This is a genomic window from Kitasatospora sp. NBC_01287 (assembly GCF_026340565.1).
Classification (GTDB): Bacteria; Actinomycetota; Actinomycetes; order Streptomycetales; family Streptomycetaceae; genus Kitasatospora.
In genome coordinates this window covers 1486353-1502221 of record NZ_JAPEPB010000001.1, presented here as the reverse complement: position 1 = coordinate 1502221, position 15869 = coordinate 1486353, and the positions used below count along the sequence as shown (strand labels likewise).

The 15869-nt window shown below is 71.9% G+C and carries 14 protein-coding genes; all 14 read left to right on the top strand.

The features are described 5' to 3' along the window. The first annotated feature begins 2 nt into the window (after positions 1-2). Entirely contained in the window at positions 3-1037 is a 1035-nt protein-coding gene (locus OG455_RS06040; RefSeq protein ID WP_266290982.1) for an aspartate carbamoyltransferase catalytic subunit, read from the top strand. Beyond that, entirely contained in the window at positions 1034-2338 is a 1305-nt protein-coding gene (locus tag OG455_RS06035) for a dihydroorotase (protein WP_266290980.1), read from the top strand. The genes OG455_RS06040 and OG455_RS06035 overlap by 4 nt, the downstream gene beginning before the upstream one ends. Then, complete coding sequence (locus tag OG455_RS06030) at positions 2335-2910, top strand: hypothetical protein (RefSeq protein WP_266290978.1); 576 nt, start codon at positions 2335-2337, stop codon at positions 2908-2910. The genes OG455_RS06035 and OG455_RS06030 overlap by 4 nt, the downstream gene beginning before the upstream one ends. Continuing rightward, on the top strand, positions 2907-4106 hold the full coding sequence (carA, locus tag OG455_RS06025; RefSeq protein WP_266290976.1) for a glutamine-hydrolyzing carbamoyl-phosphate synthase small subunit: 1200 nt from the start codon (positions 2907-2909) through the stop codon (positions 4104-4106). The genes OG455_RS06030 and carA overlap by 4 nt, the downstream gene beginning before the upstream one ends. Positions 4107-4109: 3 nt before the next feature. Next, positions 4110-7418: a carbamoyl-phosphate synthase large subunit gene (gene carB / locus OG455_RS06020; RefSeq protein WP_266290974.1), complete on the top strand. Its 3309-nt coding sequence runs from the start codon at positions 4110-4112 to the stop codon at positions 7416-7418. A 69-nt stretch (positions 7419-7487) separates the two neighbouring features. Then, on the top strand, positions 7488-8582 hold the full coding sequence (locus tag OG455_RS06015) for a quinone-dependent dihydroorotate dehydrogenase (protein ID WP_266290972.1): 1095 nt from the start codon (positions 7488-7490) through the stop codon (positions 8580-8582). A 215-nt stretch (positions 8583-8797) separates the two neighbouring features. Continuing rightward, complete coding sequence (locus tag OG455_RS06010; RefSeq protein WP_266290970.1) at positions 8798-9652, top strand: dihydroorotate dehydrogenase electron transfer subunit; 855 nt, start codon at positions 8798-8800, stop codon at positions 9650-9652. Continuing rightward, positions 9652-10611, top strand: a complete 960-nt coding sequence (locus tag OG455_RS06005; RefSeq protein WP_266290968.1) for a dihydroorotate dehydrogenase — start codon at positions 9652-9654, stop codon at positions 10609-10611. Before OG455_RS06010 ends, OG455_RS06005 begins: the two co-directional genes overlap by 1 nt. A gap of 9 nt (positions 10612-10620) precedes the next feature. Beyond that, positions 10621-11457 (top strand): orotidine-5'-phosphate decarboxylase, encoded by an 837-nt coding sequence (gene pyrF / locus OG455_RS06000; protein ID WP_266290966.1) that lies wholly within the window; start codon positions 10621-10623, stop codon positions 11455-11457. Between the two features lie 267 nt (positions 11458-11724). Then, a complete protein-coding gene (gene mihF / locus OG455_RS05995; RefSeq protein WP_266290964.1) occupies positions 11725-12051 on the top strand; it encodes an integration host factor, actinobacterial type in 327 nt (108 codons plus the stop codon). A 60-nt stretch (positions 12052-12111) separates the two neighbouring features. Continuing rightward, entirely contained in the window at positions 12112-12669 is a 558-nt protein-coding gene (gmk, locus tag OG455_RS05990; protein ID WP_266290962.1) for a guanylate kinase, read from the top strand. A gap of 171 nt (positions 12670-12840) precedes the next feature. Then, on the top strand, positions 12841-13107 hold the full coding sequence (rpoZ, locus tag OG455_RS05985; RefSeq protein WP_035840778.1) for a DNA-directed RNA polymerase subunit omega: 267 nt from the start codon (positions 12841-12843) through the stop codon (positions 13105-13107). A gap of 160 nt (positions 13108-13267) precedes the next feature. Further along, positions 13268-14482: a bifunctional phosphopantothenoylcysteine decarboxylase/phosphopantothenate--cysteine ligase CoaBC gene (gene coaBC / locus OG455_RS05980; RefSeq protein ID WP_266300672.1), complete on the top strand. Its 1215-nt coding sequence runs from the start codon at positions 13268-13270 to the stop codon at positions 14480-14482. Positions 14483-14621: 139 nt separating this feature from the next. Next, on the top strand, positions 14622-15830 hold the full coding sequence (gene metK, locus OG455_RS05975) for a methionine adenosyltransferase (RefSeq protein ID WP_266290956.1): 1209 nt from the start codon (positions 14622-14624) through the stop codon (positions 15828-15830). Positions 15831-15869: the final 39 nt, after the last annotated feature.

Below are 15869 nucleotides of genomic sequence, written 5' to 3'. Positions count from 1 at the left end.
ACATGCGTCACCTCGTCTCCGCCGCCGATCTCAGCCGCGACGACGCGCTGCTGATCCTGGACACCGCCGAGGAGCTGGCCCAGCTCTCCGGGCGGGCCGTCAAGAAGCTCCCCACGCTGCGCGGCCGCACCGTCGTCAACCTGTTCTTCGAGGACTCCACCCGCACCAAGACCTCCTTCGAGGTCGCCGAGAAGCGCCTGAGCGCCGATGTGATCAACTTCGCCGCCAAGGGCTCCTCGGTGGCCAAGGGCGAGAGCCTGAAGGACACCGCGCTGACCCTGCAGGCGATGGGCGCCGACGCGGTCGTCATCCGGCACCACGCCTCCGGCGCGCCCGCCCGCCTGGCCCAGTCCGACTGGCTGCACGGCAGCGTGATCAACGCCGGTGACGGCACCCACGAGCACCCCACCCAGGCCCTGCTGGACGCCTTCACCATGCGCCGGCACCTCAACCCCGGCATCGGCAAGGACCTGAGCGGGCGCCGCGTCACCATCGTGGGCGACGTGCTGCACAGCCGGGTCGCCCGCTCCAACGTGCTGCTGCTGCGGACCCTGGGCGCCCAGGTGACCTTCGTGGCCCCGCCCACCCTGCTGCCGATCGGCGTGCAGAACTGGCCCTGCGAGATCTCCTACGACCTGGACGCCGCGCTCGCCGGCACCGACGCGCTGATGATGCTCCGGGTGCAGCGCGAGCGGATGAACGCCGCGTTCTTCCCCACCGAGCGTGAGTACTCGCGCCGCTACGGCCTGCACGCCGGCCGGCTCGCCAAGCTGCCCGAGCATGCCATCGTGATGCACCCGGGCCCGATGGTCCGCGGCATGGAGATCACCGCCGAGGTCGCCGACTCGCCGCGCTGCACCGTGGTCGAGCAGGTCGCCAACGGCGTCTCGGTCCGGATGGCCGTCCTGTACCTCCTGCTCGGTGGCGCGGTCTTCGCCGACCACCAGGCCGATCCCGCCGGCACCGGCACCGGCACCAGCACCAGTACGAGCACCAGTACGAGCACCAGCACCAGCACCAGTGAGGCCGCCCAGTGACCAGCTACCTGATCCGCAACGCCCAGATCCTCGGCGGCCCCGCGCAGGACATCCACCTCGACGGCGGCGTGATCCGTGCCATCGGCACCGACCTGGCCATCGAGGCCGACGTCGACATCGACGCGCACGGCCTGATCGCGCTGCCCGGCCTGGTGGACCTGCACACCCACCTGCGCGAGCCCGGGCGCGAGGACGCCGAGACCGTGCTGACCGGCACCCAGGCCGCCGCCAAGGGCGGCTACACCGCGGTGCACGCGATGGCCAACACGTTCCCGGTGGCCGACACCGCCGGCGTGGTCGAGCAGGTCTGGCGACTGGGCCAGGCCTCCGGCTACTGCGACGTGCGGCCGGTGGGCGCCGTCACCGTGGGCCTGGAGGGCAAGAAGCTCGCCGAGCTCGGCGCGATGCACGACTCGGCCGCCCAGGTGCGGGTCTTCTCCGACGACGGCAAGTGCGTGGACGACGCGGTGATCATGCGCCGCGCGCTGGAGTACGTGAAGGCCTTCGACGGCGTGGTCGCCCAGCACGCCCAGGAGCCGCGGCTGACCGAGGGCGCCCAGATGAACGAGGGCCAGGTCTCCGGCGAGCTCGGGCTCGGCGGCTGGCCGGCCGTCGCCGAGGAGGCGATCATCGCCCGCGACGTGCTGCTCGCCGCGCACGTCGGCTCCCGGCTGCACGTCTGCCACGTCTCCACGGCCGGCTCGGTGGAGCTGATCCGCTGGGCCAAGGACAAGGGCTGGGACGTCACCGCCGAGGTGACCCCGCACCACCTGCTGCTCACCGACGAGCTGGTCCGCTCCTACGACCCGGTCTACAAGGTGAACCCGCCGCTGCGCACCGCCGAGGACGTGCGGGCGCTGCGCGCGGCGCTGGCCGACGGCACCATCGACGCGGTGGCCACCGACCACGCCCCGCACCCCGCGGAGGACAAGGACTGCGAGTGGGCCGCCGCCGCGATGGGCATGGTCGGCCTGGAGACCGCGCTCTCGGTGGTGCAGCAGGCGATGGTCGACACCGGCCTGCTGAACTGGGAGGGTGTCGCCGACCGGATGTCGCACCGCCCCGCCCGGATCGGCCGGCTGACCGGCCACGGGCGCCCCGTCTCGGTCGGTGAGCCGGCCAACCTGGTGCTCTTCGATCCCGCGTACCGTGGCACCGTGAACCCGGACAGCTTCGCCACCCGCAGCCGCAACACCCCCTACCGCGGGCTCGACCTGCCCGGACGGGTGCACGCCACCTTCCTGCGCGGGGTGGCCACGGTGCTGGCCGGCGAGCTGGTCGAGCCGGGCCGGCCCGCATGAGCGCCGGCCTGATCGCGATGGAGAAGGCCAAGGTCCACGACTGGCCCAGCTACATCGGCTGGACGGTCGGCCTGCTGATCGTGGTCGCGGTCGTCTACTGGCTGATGCGCCAGGGCTGGAACTGGCGCCGCACCCTGCAGTCCGACCTGGTCGCGCCGCCCGCCGTGCCGGCCGAGCGCGGCGCGCCCATCCTGGAGAGCGGTGGCCGCTACCACGGCAGCACCCTGGCCGGGAGCTGGCTGGAGCGGGTGGTGGCCCACGGCCTGGGCCTGCGGAGCCTGGCGGAGCTGACCCTGACCGAGCGCGGTCTGCTGGTCAGCCGCCCAGGTGCTGAGGACCTCTGGCTGCCGGCCGAGGACCTGACGGGCGCCCGGACCGACTCCGGCATCGCCGGCAAGGTCGTGCCGGCCGGCCTGCTGGTGGTCGGCTGGCGGCTGGGCGGCACCGGGCTGGAGTCCGGGTTCCGGCTGGACCACCCGGACGAGCACGCGGCCTGGGTCGCGGCCATCGCGGGCCTGGCCGATCGAACGACGGCAACACGTACGACGAAGACGGAAGGCGTAACACCATGACCGCACCTGCCCCCACCACGCCGCGCCCCTGGCGGGAGCGTGTGCCCGCCGTGCTGGTCCTGGAGGACGGTCGCAGCTTCCGCGGCCAGGCGTACGGCGCGATCGGCGAGACCTTCGGCGAGGCCGTCTTCAACACCGGCATGTCCGGCTACCAGGAGACCCTGACCGACCCGTCCTACCACCGCCAGGTGGTGGTCATGACGGCCCCGCAGATCGGCAACACCGGCGTCAACGACGAGGACCCGGAGTCGCAGCGGATCTGGGTGGCCGGCTACGTGGTCCGCGACCCCGCCCGGGTGCCCTCCAACTGGCGCTCGCGCCGCTCGCTCGACGACGAGCTGGCGACCCAGGGCGTGGTCGGCATCAGCGGGATCGACACCCGCGCGCTCACCCGCCACCTGCGTGAGCGCGGCGCGATGCGGGTCGGCATCTTCTCCGGTCCGGCGCTGGCCGAGCCCGCCGAGCTGCTCGCCCGGGTGCAGCAGGCCCCGGAGATGAAGGGCGCCGACCTGTGCGCCGAGGTCGCCACCACCGAGCCCTACGTGGTCCCGGCGGTGGGTGAGAAGAAGTTCACCGTCGCCGCCCTGGACCTGGGGATCAAGGCGATGACCCCGCAGCGGATGGCCGAGCGCGGCATCGAGGTGCACGTGCTGCCCGCGAACGCGACCGCCGAGGAGCTCTACGCGGTTGCGCCGGACGGCGTCTTCTTCTCCAACGGCCCGGGCGACCCGGCCACCGCCGACCACCAGGTGGCGGTGCTGCGCGAGGTGCTCGGCCGCAAGACCCCGTTCTTCGGCATCTGCTTCGGCAACCAGATCCTCGGCCGGGCGCTGGGCTTCGGTACCTACAAGCTGAAGTACGGCCACCGCGGCATCAACCAGCCGGTGCAGGACCGCACCACCGGCAAGGTCGAGGTCACCGCGCACAACCACGGCTTCGCCGTCGAGGCGCCGCTGGACAGGGTGAGCGAGACCCCGTTCGGGCGCGCCGAGGTCTCCCACGTCTGCCTCAACGACGACGTGGTGGAGGGCCTGCAGTGCCTGGACACGCCCGCCTTCAGCGTGCAGTACCACCCCGAGGCGGCGGCCGGCCCGCACGACGCCGCCTACCTGTTCGATCGCTTCGTCGAACTCATGCGAGGCGAACGAGACCAGCACGGCGTAGAGCCGATGACCCGCACCACCGCAGGGAGCTGACCCGTGCCCAAGCGCACTGACATCAAGTCCGTTCTGGTCATCGGCTCCGGCCCGATCGTGATCGGCCAGGCGGCCGAGTTCGACTACTCCGGCACCCAGGCCTGCCGGGTGCTGCGGGCCGAGGGCCTGCGGGTCATCCTGGTGAACTCCAACCCGGCGACGATCATGACGGACCCGGAGATCGCCGACGCGACCTACGTCGAGCCGATCACCCCGGACTTCGTCGAGAGGATCATCGCCAAGGAGCGCCCCGACGTCCTGCTGCCCACCCTGGGCGGCCAGACCGCGCTGAACACCGCGATCTCGCTGCACCAGGCGGGCACGCTGGAGAAGTACGGCGTGGAGCTGATCGGCGCCAACGTCGAGGCGATCAACAAGGGCGAGGACCGCCAGCTGTTCAAGGAGGTCGTCGAGGCCGTCAAGGCCAAGATCGGCCACGGCGAGTCGGCCCGCTCGGTGATCTGCCACTCGATGGACGACGTGCTGGCGGGCGTCGGGACGCTCGGCGGCTACCCGGTCGTGGTCCGCCCCTCCTTCACCATGGGCGGCGCCGGCTCCGGCTTCGCGCACGACGAGGAGGACCTGCGCCGGATCGCGGGGCAGGGCCTGGCCCTCTCGCCGACCACCGAGGTGCTCCTGGAGGAGTCCATCCTCGGCTGGAAGGAGTACGAGCTGGAGCTGATGCGCGACCGCAACGACAACGTCGTGGTGGTCTGCTCGATCGAGAACTTCGACCCGATGGGCGTGCACACCGGTGACTCGATCACCGTCGCCCCGGCGATGACGCTGACCGACCGCGAGTACCAGATCCTGCGCGACATCGGCATCGCGGTGATCCGCGAGGTCGGCGTGGACACCGGCGGCTGCAACATCCAGTTCGCGGTCAACCCGGTGGACGGCCGGGTGATCGTGATCGAGATGAACCCGCGCGTCTCGCGCTCCTCCGCGCTCGCCTCCAAGGCCACCGGCTTCCCGATCGCCAAGATCGCCGCCAAGCTGGCCGTCGGCTACACGCTGGACGAGATCCCCAACGACATCACCGAGCAGACGCCGGCCTCCTTCGAGCCGGCGCTGGACTACGTGGTGGTCAAGGTCCCGCGGTTCGCCTTCGAGAAGTTCCCGAGCGCCGACGCCACGTTGACCACCACCATGAAGTCGGTCGGCGAGGCCATGGCGATGGGCCGCAACTTCACCGAGGCGCTGCAGAAGGCGCTGCGCTCGCTGGAGAAGAAGGGCTCGCAGTTCACCTGGGTCGGCGAGGTGGGCGACAAGGCCGAGCTGCTGACGAAGGCGCAGGTCCCGACCGACGGCCGGATCAACACCGTGATGCGGGCGATCCGGGCCGGCGCCACCCAGGAGGAGGTCTTCGACGCGACGAAGATCGACCCCTGGTTCGTCGACCAGCTCTTCCTGCTGAACGAGATCGCCGCCGAGCTGGCCGAGACCCCCGAGCTGGACCCGGAGCTGCTGCGCCACGCCAAGCGGCACGGCTTCTCCGACCAGCAGATCGGCGAGATCCGCGGCCTCAAGCCGGACGTGGTCCGCGAGGTGCGGCACGCGCTGGGGATCCGCCCGGTCTTCAAGACCGTCGACACCTGCGCCGCCGAGTTCGCCGCCAGGACCCCGTACTTCTACTCCTCCTACGACGAGGAGAGCGAGGTCGCGGCGCGCACCAAGCCCGCGGTGATCATCCTCGGCTCCGGCCCGAACCGGATCGGCCAGGGCATCGAGTTCGACTACTCCTGCGTGCACGCCTCCTTCGCGCTCGCCGAGGCCGGCTACGAGACCGTGATGGTCAACTGCAACCCGGAGACCGTCTCCACCGACTACGACACCTCCGACCGGCTCTACTTCGAGCCGCTCACCCTGGAGGACGTGCTGGAGATCGTCCACGCGGAGACGCAGGCCGGCCCGCTCGCGGGCGTGATCGTGCAGCTCGGCGGCCAGACCCCGCTGGGCCTGGCGCAGGCGCTCAAGGACAACGGCGTGCCGATCGTCGGCACCCAGCCCGAGGCGATCGACCTGGCCGAGGAGCGCGGAGCCTTCGGCCGGGTGCTGCGCGACGCGGGCCTGCCGGCCCCCAAGCACGGCACCGCCTTCTCCTTCGAGGAGGCCAAGGCGATCGCCGACGAGATCGGCTACCCGGTGCTGGCCCGCCCCTCCTACGTGCTCGGCGGGCGCGGCATGGAGATCGTCTACGACGAGGCCAGCCTCGCCTCCTACCTGGAGCGGCACGCCGGCCTGATCTCCGAGCACCCGGTGCTGATCGACCGCTTCCTGGACGACGCGGTGGAGATCGACGTCGACGCGATCTACGACGGCACCGAGCTCTACCTCGGCGGCGTGATGGAGCACATCGAGGAGGCCGGCATCCACTCCGGCGACTCGGCCTGCGCGCTGCCCCCGATCACCCTGGGCGGCTACGACATCAAGCGGCTGCGGACCTCCACCGAGGCCATCGCCAAGGGCGTCGGGGTGCGCGGTCTGATCAACATCCAGTTCGCGCTGGCCGGCGACATCCTCTACGTGCTGGAGGCCAACCCGCGCGCCTCGCGGACCGTGCCGTTCACCTCGAAGGCGACCGCGGTGCCGCTGGCCAAGGCCGCCGCCCGGGTCTCGCTCGGCGCCACCATCGCCGAGCTGCGCGCCGAGGGCCTGCTCCCGGCCGAGGGCGACGGCGGCACGCTTCCGGCCGACTGCCCGATCTCGGTCAAGGAGGCCGTGATGCCGTGGAGCCGCTTCCGCGACATCCACGGGCGCGGCGTGGACACGGTGCTCGGCCCGGAGATGCGCTCGACCGGTGAGGTCATGGGCATCGACACGGTCTTCGGCACCGCCTACGCCAAGGCCCAGGCCGGCGCCTACGGCGCGCTGCCGACCAAGGGCAAGGTCTTCGTCTCGGTGGCCAACCGCGACAAGCGCAACCTGGTCTTCCCGGCCCGCGCGCTGGTCGAGCTTGGCTTCGAGGTGCTCGCCACCGCCGGCACCGCCGAGGTGCTGCAGCGCGGCGGGATCCCCTCCACGCTGGTGCGCAAGCACAGCGAGGGCGAGGGCCCGAACGGCGAGCGGACCATCGTGCAGCTGATCCACGACGGCGAGGTCGACCTGATCATCAACACCCCCTACGGCACCGGCGGCCGCCTGGACGGCTACGAGATCCGCACCGCCGCGGTCTCCCGGGGCGTGCCCTGCCTGACCACCGTGCAGGCGATGGGCGCGGCGGTGCAGGGCATCGACGCGCTGACCCGCGGCGACGTCGGGGTGATGTCGCTGCAGGAGCACGCGGCGCTGATCAACTCCAGCCGCAAGTAGCAGGATCCTGAGTGGGAGGCGCCCGTGTCCGGGTGCCTCCCACTCCCATGTGAGGAAGGCGCCGCAAGCGTGTACAAACTGCTCTTCAACCTGGTCTTCCGGAAGATGGATCCCGAGAAGGCCCATCACCTGGCGTTCTTCTGGGTCCGGCTGGCCGCCTCGGTGCCGGGTCTGCGGCAGCTGGTCGCGCTGGTGCTGGCGCCGCGCGACCAGGCGCTGCGCACCACCGCGCTGGGGCTCGACCTGCCGGGGCCGTTCGGGCTCGGCGCGGGCTTCGACAAGAACGCGGTCGGGATCGACGGCCTGGCGATGCTCGGCTTCGACTACGTGGAGATCGGCACGGTCACCGGTGAGCCGCAGCCCGGCAACCCGGCGCCGCGGCTGTTCCGGCTGGTCGAGGACCGCGCGCTGATCAACCGGATGGGCTTCAACAACCAGGGCTCGGCCCGGGTCGCCGCCCGCCTCGCGCAGCGCCTGCGCGGCTCGCTCTCCCCGGTGGTGGGCGTCAACATCGGCAAGACCAAGATGGTCGAGGAGGCCGACGCGGTCGCCGACTACGTGAAGAGCACCGAGCGGCTGGCGCGGTACGCGGACTACCTGGTGGTCAACGTCTCCTCGCCGAACACCCCGGGGCTGCGCAACCTGCAGGCCGTCTCCCACCTGGGCCCGCTGCTGAGCGCGGTGCGCGCGGCCGCCGACCGCAGCACGGCGCACCACGTGCCGCTGCTGGTGAAGATCGCACCCGACCTGGCCGACGAGGACGTGGACGCGGTCGCCGACCTGGCCCTGGAGCTGGGGCTGGACGGCATCATCGCGACCAACACGACGATCGGGCGCGGCGGGCTGCGGGCGCCGGCCGACCGGGTCGAGCAGATCGGCATGGGCGGGCTCTCCGGCGCACCGCTGAAGGGGCGCTCGCTGGAGGTGCTGAAGCGGCTGCGCAAGCGGACCGAGGGGCGGCTGACCCTGGTCTCGGTCGGCGGGATCGAGAGCGCGGAGGACGCCTGGCAGCGGATCCTGGCCGGGGCCGACCTGGTGCAGGGCTACAGCGCCTTCATCTACGAGGGGCCGTTCTGGATGCGCCGGGTGCACAAGGGCCTGGGACTGCGGCTGCGGCGGGCCGGTTTCCGGAGCATCGCGGAGGCGGTGGGCTCGGGGGCCTGAGCAGCGGGCACCGGTCACCGGGCGCCGGTCATCGAGCGCCGATCACCGACTGATCATCTGACGATATGTCATAAACCGGGGCAATGTGACAGCCGGCGGACCGGTTTGGCAGAGTGCCGGGAGCCGGTGAACCGACCGGACCGATCGCCGACCGGACCGACCGGACCGGCCGGCGATCGGTCCGAGCAGCCAGAGCGGTCGAAAGGGGCCACGGAATGGCCAACCCCCTGCAGCTGCGGGCCGAGGTGCTCGCCAACCATCCCGAGGGGGCCTGCCAGCGCCTGGTGCTGCACGCCCCCGGCGTGCCGCAGCGGGTGCGCCCCGGGCACTTCGCCACCCTGGCGGTGGGCGGCGCGAACTCGGCGCTGCCGCTGCGCCGGGCCTTCTCGATCCACCGGGCGGACCCGGCGGCCGGCACCGTGGAGCTGGTGATCGCCGTGCGCGGCGCCGGCACCCGCGAGCTGGCCGCCGTCCGGGTCGGCGAGCGGCTCGACCTGATCGCCCCGCTCGGCACCCCGTTCCCGCTGCCGGACGGCCCGGTCAGCGCGCTGCTGGTGGCCGGCGGCCGCCGCTCCGCCCCGCTCTTCGCGCTGGGCGCCGAGATCCAGCGGCGCGGCGGCCAGGTCGGCTTCCTGCTCGCCGCCGCCACCGCCGGGCGGCTCTACGGCGTCGAACAGGCCAGGGCGCTCACCCAGGACGTCCTGGTGCTCACCGAGGACGGCTCGCTCGGCCTGGCGGGCCGGGCCACCGATCCGCTGGCCGAGGCGATCCGGGCGATCGGGGCCGGCGTCGTCTACGCCTGCGGTCCGACGGCGATGCTGCGCGAGGTCACCGCGATCGCCGCCGAGCAGGCGGTGCGCACCCACGCAGCCGTCGAGGCGGCGATGGCCTGCGGCACCGGGATCTGCATGACCTGCGTGCTGCCGGTGGTCGGCGAGGACGGCCGCAGCCGCTTCGTGCGGGCCTGCACCGACGGGCCGGTCTTCGAGGGCGCCCGGGTGCGCTGGGCGGACATCGGCACGGTGCCCGCCGACCTGGACGGCGCCGCCGGGATGGAGGTGCGGGCCTGATGGAGCCGCAGGACGTCGACCTCAGCGCCCCGCTCGGCGCGCTCACCCTGCCCAATCCGCTCAGCACCGCCTCCGGCTGCGCCGGCTACGGGCGGGAGTTGGCCCGGTTCGTCCCGCTGGACGAGCTGGGCACCGTCACCACCAAGACGATCATGCCCTACCCGCGGGCCGGCGGGCCTACCCCGCGGATGGCCGAGACCCCCTCGGGCATGCTCAACTCGATCGGCCTGCCGGGCTCGGGGATCGAGCACTTCACGCGGCACGAGCTGCCCTGGCTGGCCGAGCGAGGCGCGCGGGTGCTGGTCTCGATCGCCGGGCAGCGGCTGGAGGAGTTCACCGAGAGTGCCGAGCGGCTGGCCGGGCAGCCCGGCGTGGTCGGGCTCGAACTCAACATCTCCTGCCCCAACCTGGCCGATCGCGGCCTGGTCTTCGGTCGCAATCCGGCCACCTCCTACGACGTGGTGCGGGCCGTGCGCCAGGTCGCCGACCCCGCACTGCCGCTCTACGCCAAGCTCTCGCCCGATGTCACCTCGATCACCGAGATCGCCGCCGCCTGCGCGCACGCGGGGGCGGACGGCCTGTCGATGATCAACACCGCCCTCGGCCTCGCCGTCGACCTGGAGACGCTGCGCCCGGCGCTGGCGGCCGGAGCCGGCGGGCTCTCCGGGCCCGCGCTGCGGCCGATCGCGGTGCGCTGCGTCTACGAGGTGCACGCCGCGATGCTGGCCGGACGGATCCCACGGGTGCCGATCCTCGGCATGGGCGGCATCCGCAGCGGGCGGGACGCGCTGGAGTTCACCCTGGCCGGGGCGAGCGGCGTGGCGGTGGGGACCGCCCTGTTCCACGACCCGGCCGCGCCGCGGCGGATCCTCGCCGAGCTCCGGACCGAGCTCGCCCACCGCGGCTTCGCCAAGTACACCGACGCGGTGGGGTTCGCCCACCGCCCCCGTCCGTCCTGAAAGGACCTCATGACTCTCGCCCCCTTCGGCGCCCGGCTGCGCCAGGCCATGGACGACCGCGGCCAGCTCTGCGTCGGCATCGACCCGCACGCCGCCCTGCTCTCCGCCTGGGGACTGGGCGACGACCTGGCGGGCCTGGAGACCTTCAGCCGCACCGTGGTCGAGGCGCTGGCCGACCGGGTCGCCGTGCTCAAGCCGCAGGCCGCCTTCTTCGAGCGCTTCGGCAGCAAGGGCGTCGCGGTCCTGGAGCGCACCGTCGCCGAGGCCCGGTCGGCCGGCGCCCTGGTGGTGATGGACGCCAAGCGCGGCGACATCGGCTCCACCATGGCCGCCTACGCCGATGCCTTCCTGCGCCCGGACAGCCCGCTCTTCTCCGACGCCCTGACCGTCAGCCCCTACCTCGGCTACGGCTCGCTGCGCCCGGCGCTCGACCTGGCCCGCGAGCACGGCTGCGGCATCTTCGCGCTGGCCCTCACCTCCAACCCCGAGGGCTTCGAGGTGCAGCGCGCCGAGTCCGCGGAAGGGGTGAGCGTGGCCCAGCGGGTGCTGCGCCACCTGGCGGCCGAGAACGCCGGTGCGGAGCCGCTGGGTTCGTTCGGCGCGGTGGTCGGCGCGACGCTGGCCGACGCCGGGGTGGACCTGGCGATCAACGGTCCGCTGCTGGCCCCCGGGATCGGTGCCCAGGGCGCGACGATGGCCGACCTGCCGCGCGTCTTCGGTGCGGCCGTACCTGACGTGGTACCGAGCGTCTCGCGCGACGTGCTCAGGCGCGGACCCTCGGTCAGCGCCCTCCGGGAGGCCGCGCAGCGCTTCGTCGACGATGTGAGGGCTGTCACACTCGCTTGACGAACAGGGCCCAAACCGGGCCGTTTTCTCCCGAAAAGTCCTGGGCTACCGGTGCTGACCAGGACTTTTCGGCTTCTTTTCCTGACGCGGGCGCGCAATCCGGGTAGTGTCCGGCGGTAGGTGCCCAGGGCGGTGCGAATCTTGTTGCTCTCGCAGGTCAGAGCAGCTGGGTTCCACTGCGGCCACAGCCCGAACGGGCAGTGGCAGGCCCTTGGTTCGACCTATGTCCTAGCACTTCAATTCCTTCCAGACCCTGAGGTGAACGGCGTGGCTCTTCCGCCCCTTACCCCTGAACAGCGCGCGGCCGCGCTGGCCAAGGCCGCCGAGGCTCGCCGGGAGCGCGCCGAGGTGAAGAACCGGCTCAAGCACTCGGGCGCTTCCCTGCACGAGGTGATCAAGGCCGGCAAGGCCGACAACGAGGTCATCGGCAAAATGAAGGTCTCCGCACTGCTGGAGAGCCTGCCGGGTGTCGGCAAGGTTCGTGCCAAGCAGATCATGGAGCGCCTCGGGATCAGCGAGAGCCGGCGGGTCCGCGGCCTCGGGAGCAACCAGATCGCCTCGCTGGAGCGCGAGTTCGGTGGCACTCCGTCCTGATCCGGCAGTACCCCTTTCCTGGTGGTCTCCGGTTCGTCCAGGATCCGGGATAATCGCTGTATGAGTGAACGTCCGCGGCTGACCGTGCTCTCCGGCCCTTCGGGGGTCGGCAAGAGCACGGTCGTCGCTCATATGAGGCAGCAGCACCCCGAGGTCTGGCTCTCGGTGTCGGCCACCACCCGGCATCCGCGACCCGGCGAGAAGGACGGGGTCCACTACCAGTTCGTCGACCACGACGAGTTCGACAAGCTGGTCGCAAACGGCGAACTGCTGGAGTCGGCCGTCTTCGCCGGCAACAAGTACGGCACCCCGCGTGCGGCGGTCGAGGAGCGGTTGGAGCGCGGCGAGCCCGTGCTGCTCGAGATCGACCTGCAGGGCGCCCGCCAGGTGCGCGAGTCGATGCCCGAAGCCCAGCTGGTCTTCCTGGCCCCGCCGAGCTGGGAGGAGCTGGTGCGCCGGCTCACCGGGCGCGGCACCGAGCCGCAGGAGGTCATCGACGAGCGGCTGGCCGCCGCGAGGATCGAGCTGGCCGCCGAGCCGGAGTTCGACACCACGCTGGTGAACACCTCGGTCGAGCAGGTCGCGGCCGAGCTGCTAGCCTTGCTCGGTGTAAACTGATTCGATCTGTGTGATTCAACCGAATGCCTGTTGGCGTACTCGCCTGTTGGTTCACCTGCCTGCTGGTTCACCTGTCTGTTGGTGTGGTGGCCTGTTGGTCTGGTGGCCTGCCGGTGATTCGGTCGGATCGAATCAGGAACTGTTCTCCGTCATCTTTTCGGAAGGTTTTCCGTGTCCTCTTCCATGACCGCGCCCGAGGGCATCATCAACCCGCCGATCGATGAGCTGCTCGAGGCCACGGACTCGAAGTACAGCCTGGTGATCTACGCGGCCAAGCGCGCGCGTCAGATCAACGCGTACTACTCGCAGCTCGGTGAGGGTCTGCTGGAGTACGTCGGCCCGCTGGTCGACACCCACGTGCACGAGAAGCCGCTGTCGATCGCGCTGCGCGAGATCAACGCCGGCATGCTCACCGCCGAGGCCGTCGACGCCGCCTGACGGCACCGCGCTCCGCGAAGGCCCGCCGGACTCGTCCGGCGGGCCTTCGCGCTGCTCCGGGCCGCTGGTCAGGGCCGCTGTTCCGGGCCGCTGGTCAGGGCGGGCCCGGCGCAGGACCGGACGCAGGCCCTAAGGTGAACGCGTGACGGAGACGAGCCCGGTGCGGCAGCCCAGTGTGGTCCTCGGTGTCAGCGGCGGGATCGCCGCCTACAAGGCGTGCGAGCTGCTGCGCCGGTTCAGCGAGACCGGGCACCAGGTGACCGTGGTGCCGACCGCGGCGGCGCTGCACTTCGTCGGCGAGGCCACCTGGGCCGCGCTCTCCGGGCGCCCGGCCGCCACCGAGACCTGGGAGCGGGTGCACGAGGTCCCGCACGTGCGGATCGGGCAGCGCGCCGACCTGGTGGTGGTGGCCCCCGCCACCGCCGACCTGCTGGCCAAGGCGGCCCACGGGCTGGCCGACGACCTGCTCACCAACACCCTGCTGACGGCGCGCTGTCCGGTGGTCTTCGCGCCCGCGATGCACACCGAGATGTGGGAGCACGCCGCCACCCAGGAGAACGTGGCCACCCTGCGCCGGCGCGGCGCGATCGTGCTGGAGCCCGCGGTGGGCCGGCTGACCGGGGTGGACACCGGCAAGGGCCGGCTGCCCGACCCGGACGCGATCTTCGCCGCCTGCCGCCGGGTGCTGGCCCGCGGTCCTGTGGTGCCCGACCTGGCGGGCCGCCACGTGGTGGTCTCGGCCGGCGGCACCCGCGAGCCGCTGGACCCGGTGCGGTACCTGGGCAACCGCTCCTCCGGCAAGCAGGGCTACGCGCTCGCCGTCACCGCGGCCGCGCGCGGCGCCCGGGTCACCCTGCTGGCCGCCAACGTCGGGCTGCCGGACCCGGCCGGCGTCGATGTGATCAAGGTCTCCACCGCGCTGGAGCTGCGCGAGGTGGCCGTGAAGGCGGCCGCCGAGGCCGACGTGGTGGTGATGGCCGCCGCCGTCGCCGACTTCCGGCCGGCCGAGTACGTCGCCGTGAAGATCAAGAAGAAGGACGACGTGGCGCCCGCGCCGGTCGCCCTGGTGCGCAATCCGGACATCCTCGCCGAGCTCTCCGGCCACCGGTCGCACCCGGGGCAGCTGGTGGTCGGCTTCGCGGCCGAGACCGACCAGGTGCTCGCCAACGGCCGGGCCAAGCTCGCCCGCAAGGGCTGCGACCTGCTGGTGGTCAACGAGGTCGGCGACGGCCTGGCCTTCGGTACGGACACCAACGAGGCCGTGGTGCTGGGCGCCGACGGCTCCGAGACGCCGATCGCCGCCGGTCCCAAGGAGGAGGTCGCGGACACGATCTGGGATCTGGTCGCGGCTCGGCTCGGGGTGCCCACCCACTGAGACAGGGGGTCCGTAAACCCCGCAGGGAGTGTTGATCGTAGATAGCTGACCGTTACACTCCAGAGAATCAAGTCTTTCCGGATGCCCCGGCCCGGCCGGGAGCGTTCAGTCAGCAGCCGCTGCAACCCCAGGGAGCGCTGTGTCTCGCCGCCTGTTCACCTCGGAGTCCGTGACCGAGGGACACCCCGACAAGATCGCTGACCAGATCAGCGACACCATCCTCGACGCCCTGCTGAAGGACGACCCGACCTCCCGGGTCGCCGTCGAGACGCTGATCACCACCGGCCAGGTGCACGTCGCCGGCGAGGTCACCACGAAGGCGTACGCGCCGATCGCGCAGCTGGTCCGGGAGAAGATCCTGGAGATCGGGTACGACAGCTCGAAGAAGGGCTTCGACGGCGCCTCCTGCGGCGTCTCGGTCTCGATCGGCTCGCAGTCGCCCGACATCGCGCAGGGTGTGGACAGCGCTCACGAGGTTCGAGTCGGGGGCTCCGCCGAGGGGGACGAAGCCGACGAGCTGGACCGTCAGGGCGCCGGCGACCAGGGCCTGATGTTCGGTTACGCGTGCGACGACACGCCCGAGCTGATGCCGCTGCCGATCACCCTGGCCCACCGGCTCTCCCGCCGGCTGACCGAGGTGCGCAAGAACGGGACCATCCCCTACCTGCGTCCCGACGGCAAGACCCAGGTCACCATCGAGTACGACGGCGACAAGGCGGTGCGCCTGGACACCGTGGTCGTCTCCACCCAGCACGCCAGTGACATCGACCTGGACTCGCTGCTGGCGCCCGACATCCGTGAGTTCGTGGTGGAGCCGGTGCTGCAGGGCCTGGCCATCGACACCTCGGACTTCCGCCTGCTGGTGAACCCGACCGGCCGCTTCGAGATCGGCGGCCCGATGGGCGATGCCGGTCTGACCGGCCGCAAGATCATCATCGACACCTACGGCGGCATGGCCCGCCACGGCGGCGGCGCCTTCTCCGGCAAGGACCCGTCCAAGGTCGACCGCTCGGCCGCCTACGCGATGCGCTGGGTCGCCAAGAACATCGTGGCCGCCGGCCTGGCCACCCGCGCCGAGGTGCAGGTCGCGTACGCGATCGGCAAGGCGGAGCCGGTTGGCCTCTTCGTGGAGACCTTCGGCACCGAGACCGTTCCGGTGCTGAAGATCCAGGCGGCCGTCACCCAGGTCTTCGACCTGCGCCCGGCCGCGATCATCCGCGACCTGGACCTGCTGCGCCCGATCTACTCGCAGACCGCCGCCTACGGCCACTTCGGCCGTGAGCTGCCGGACTTCACCTGGGAGCGGACCGACCGCGCCGAGCAGCTGAAGGCCGCCGCGCAGGCCTGACGCCGAGCCCGGCGCCGAGTTCGACCAGCGACCGCGGCG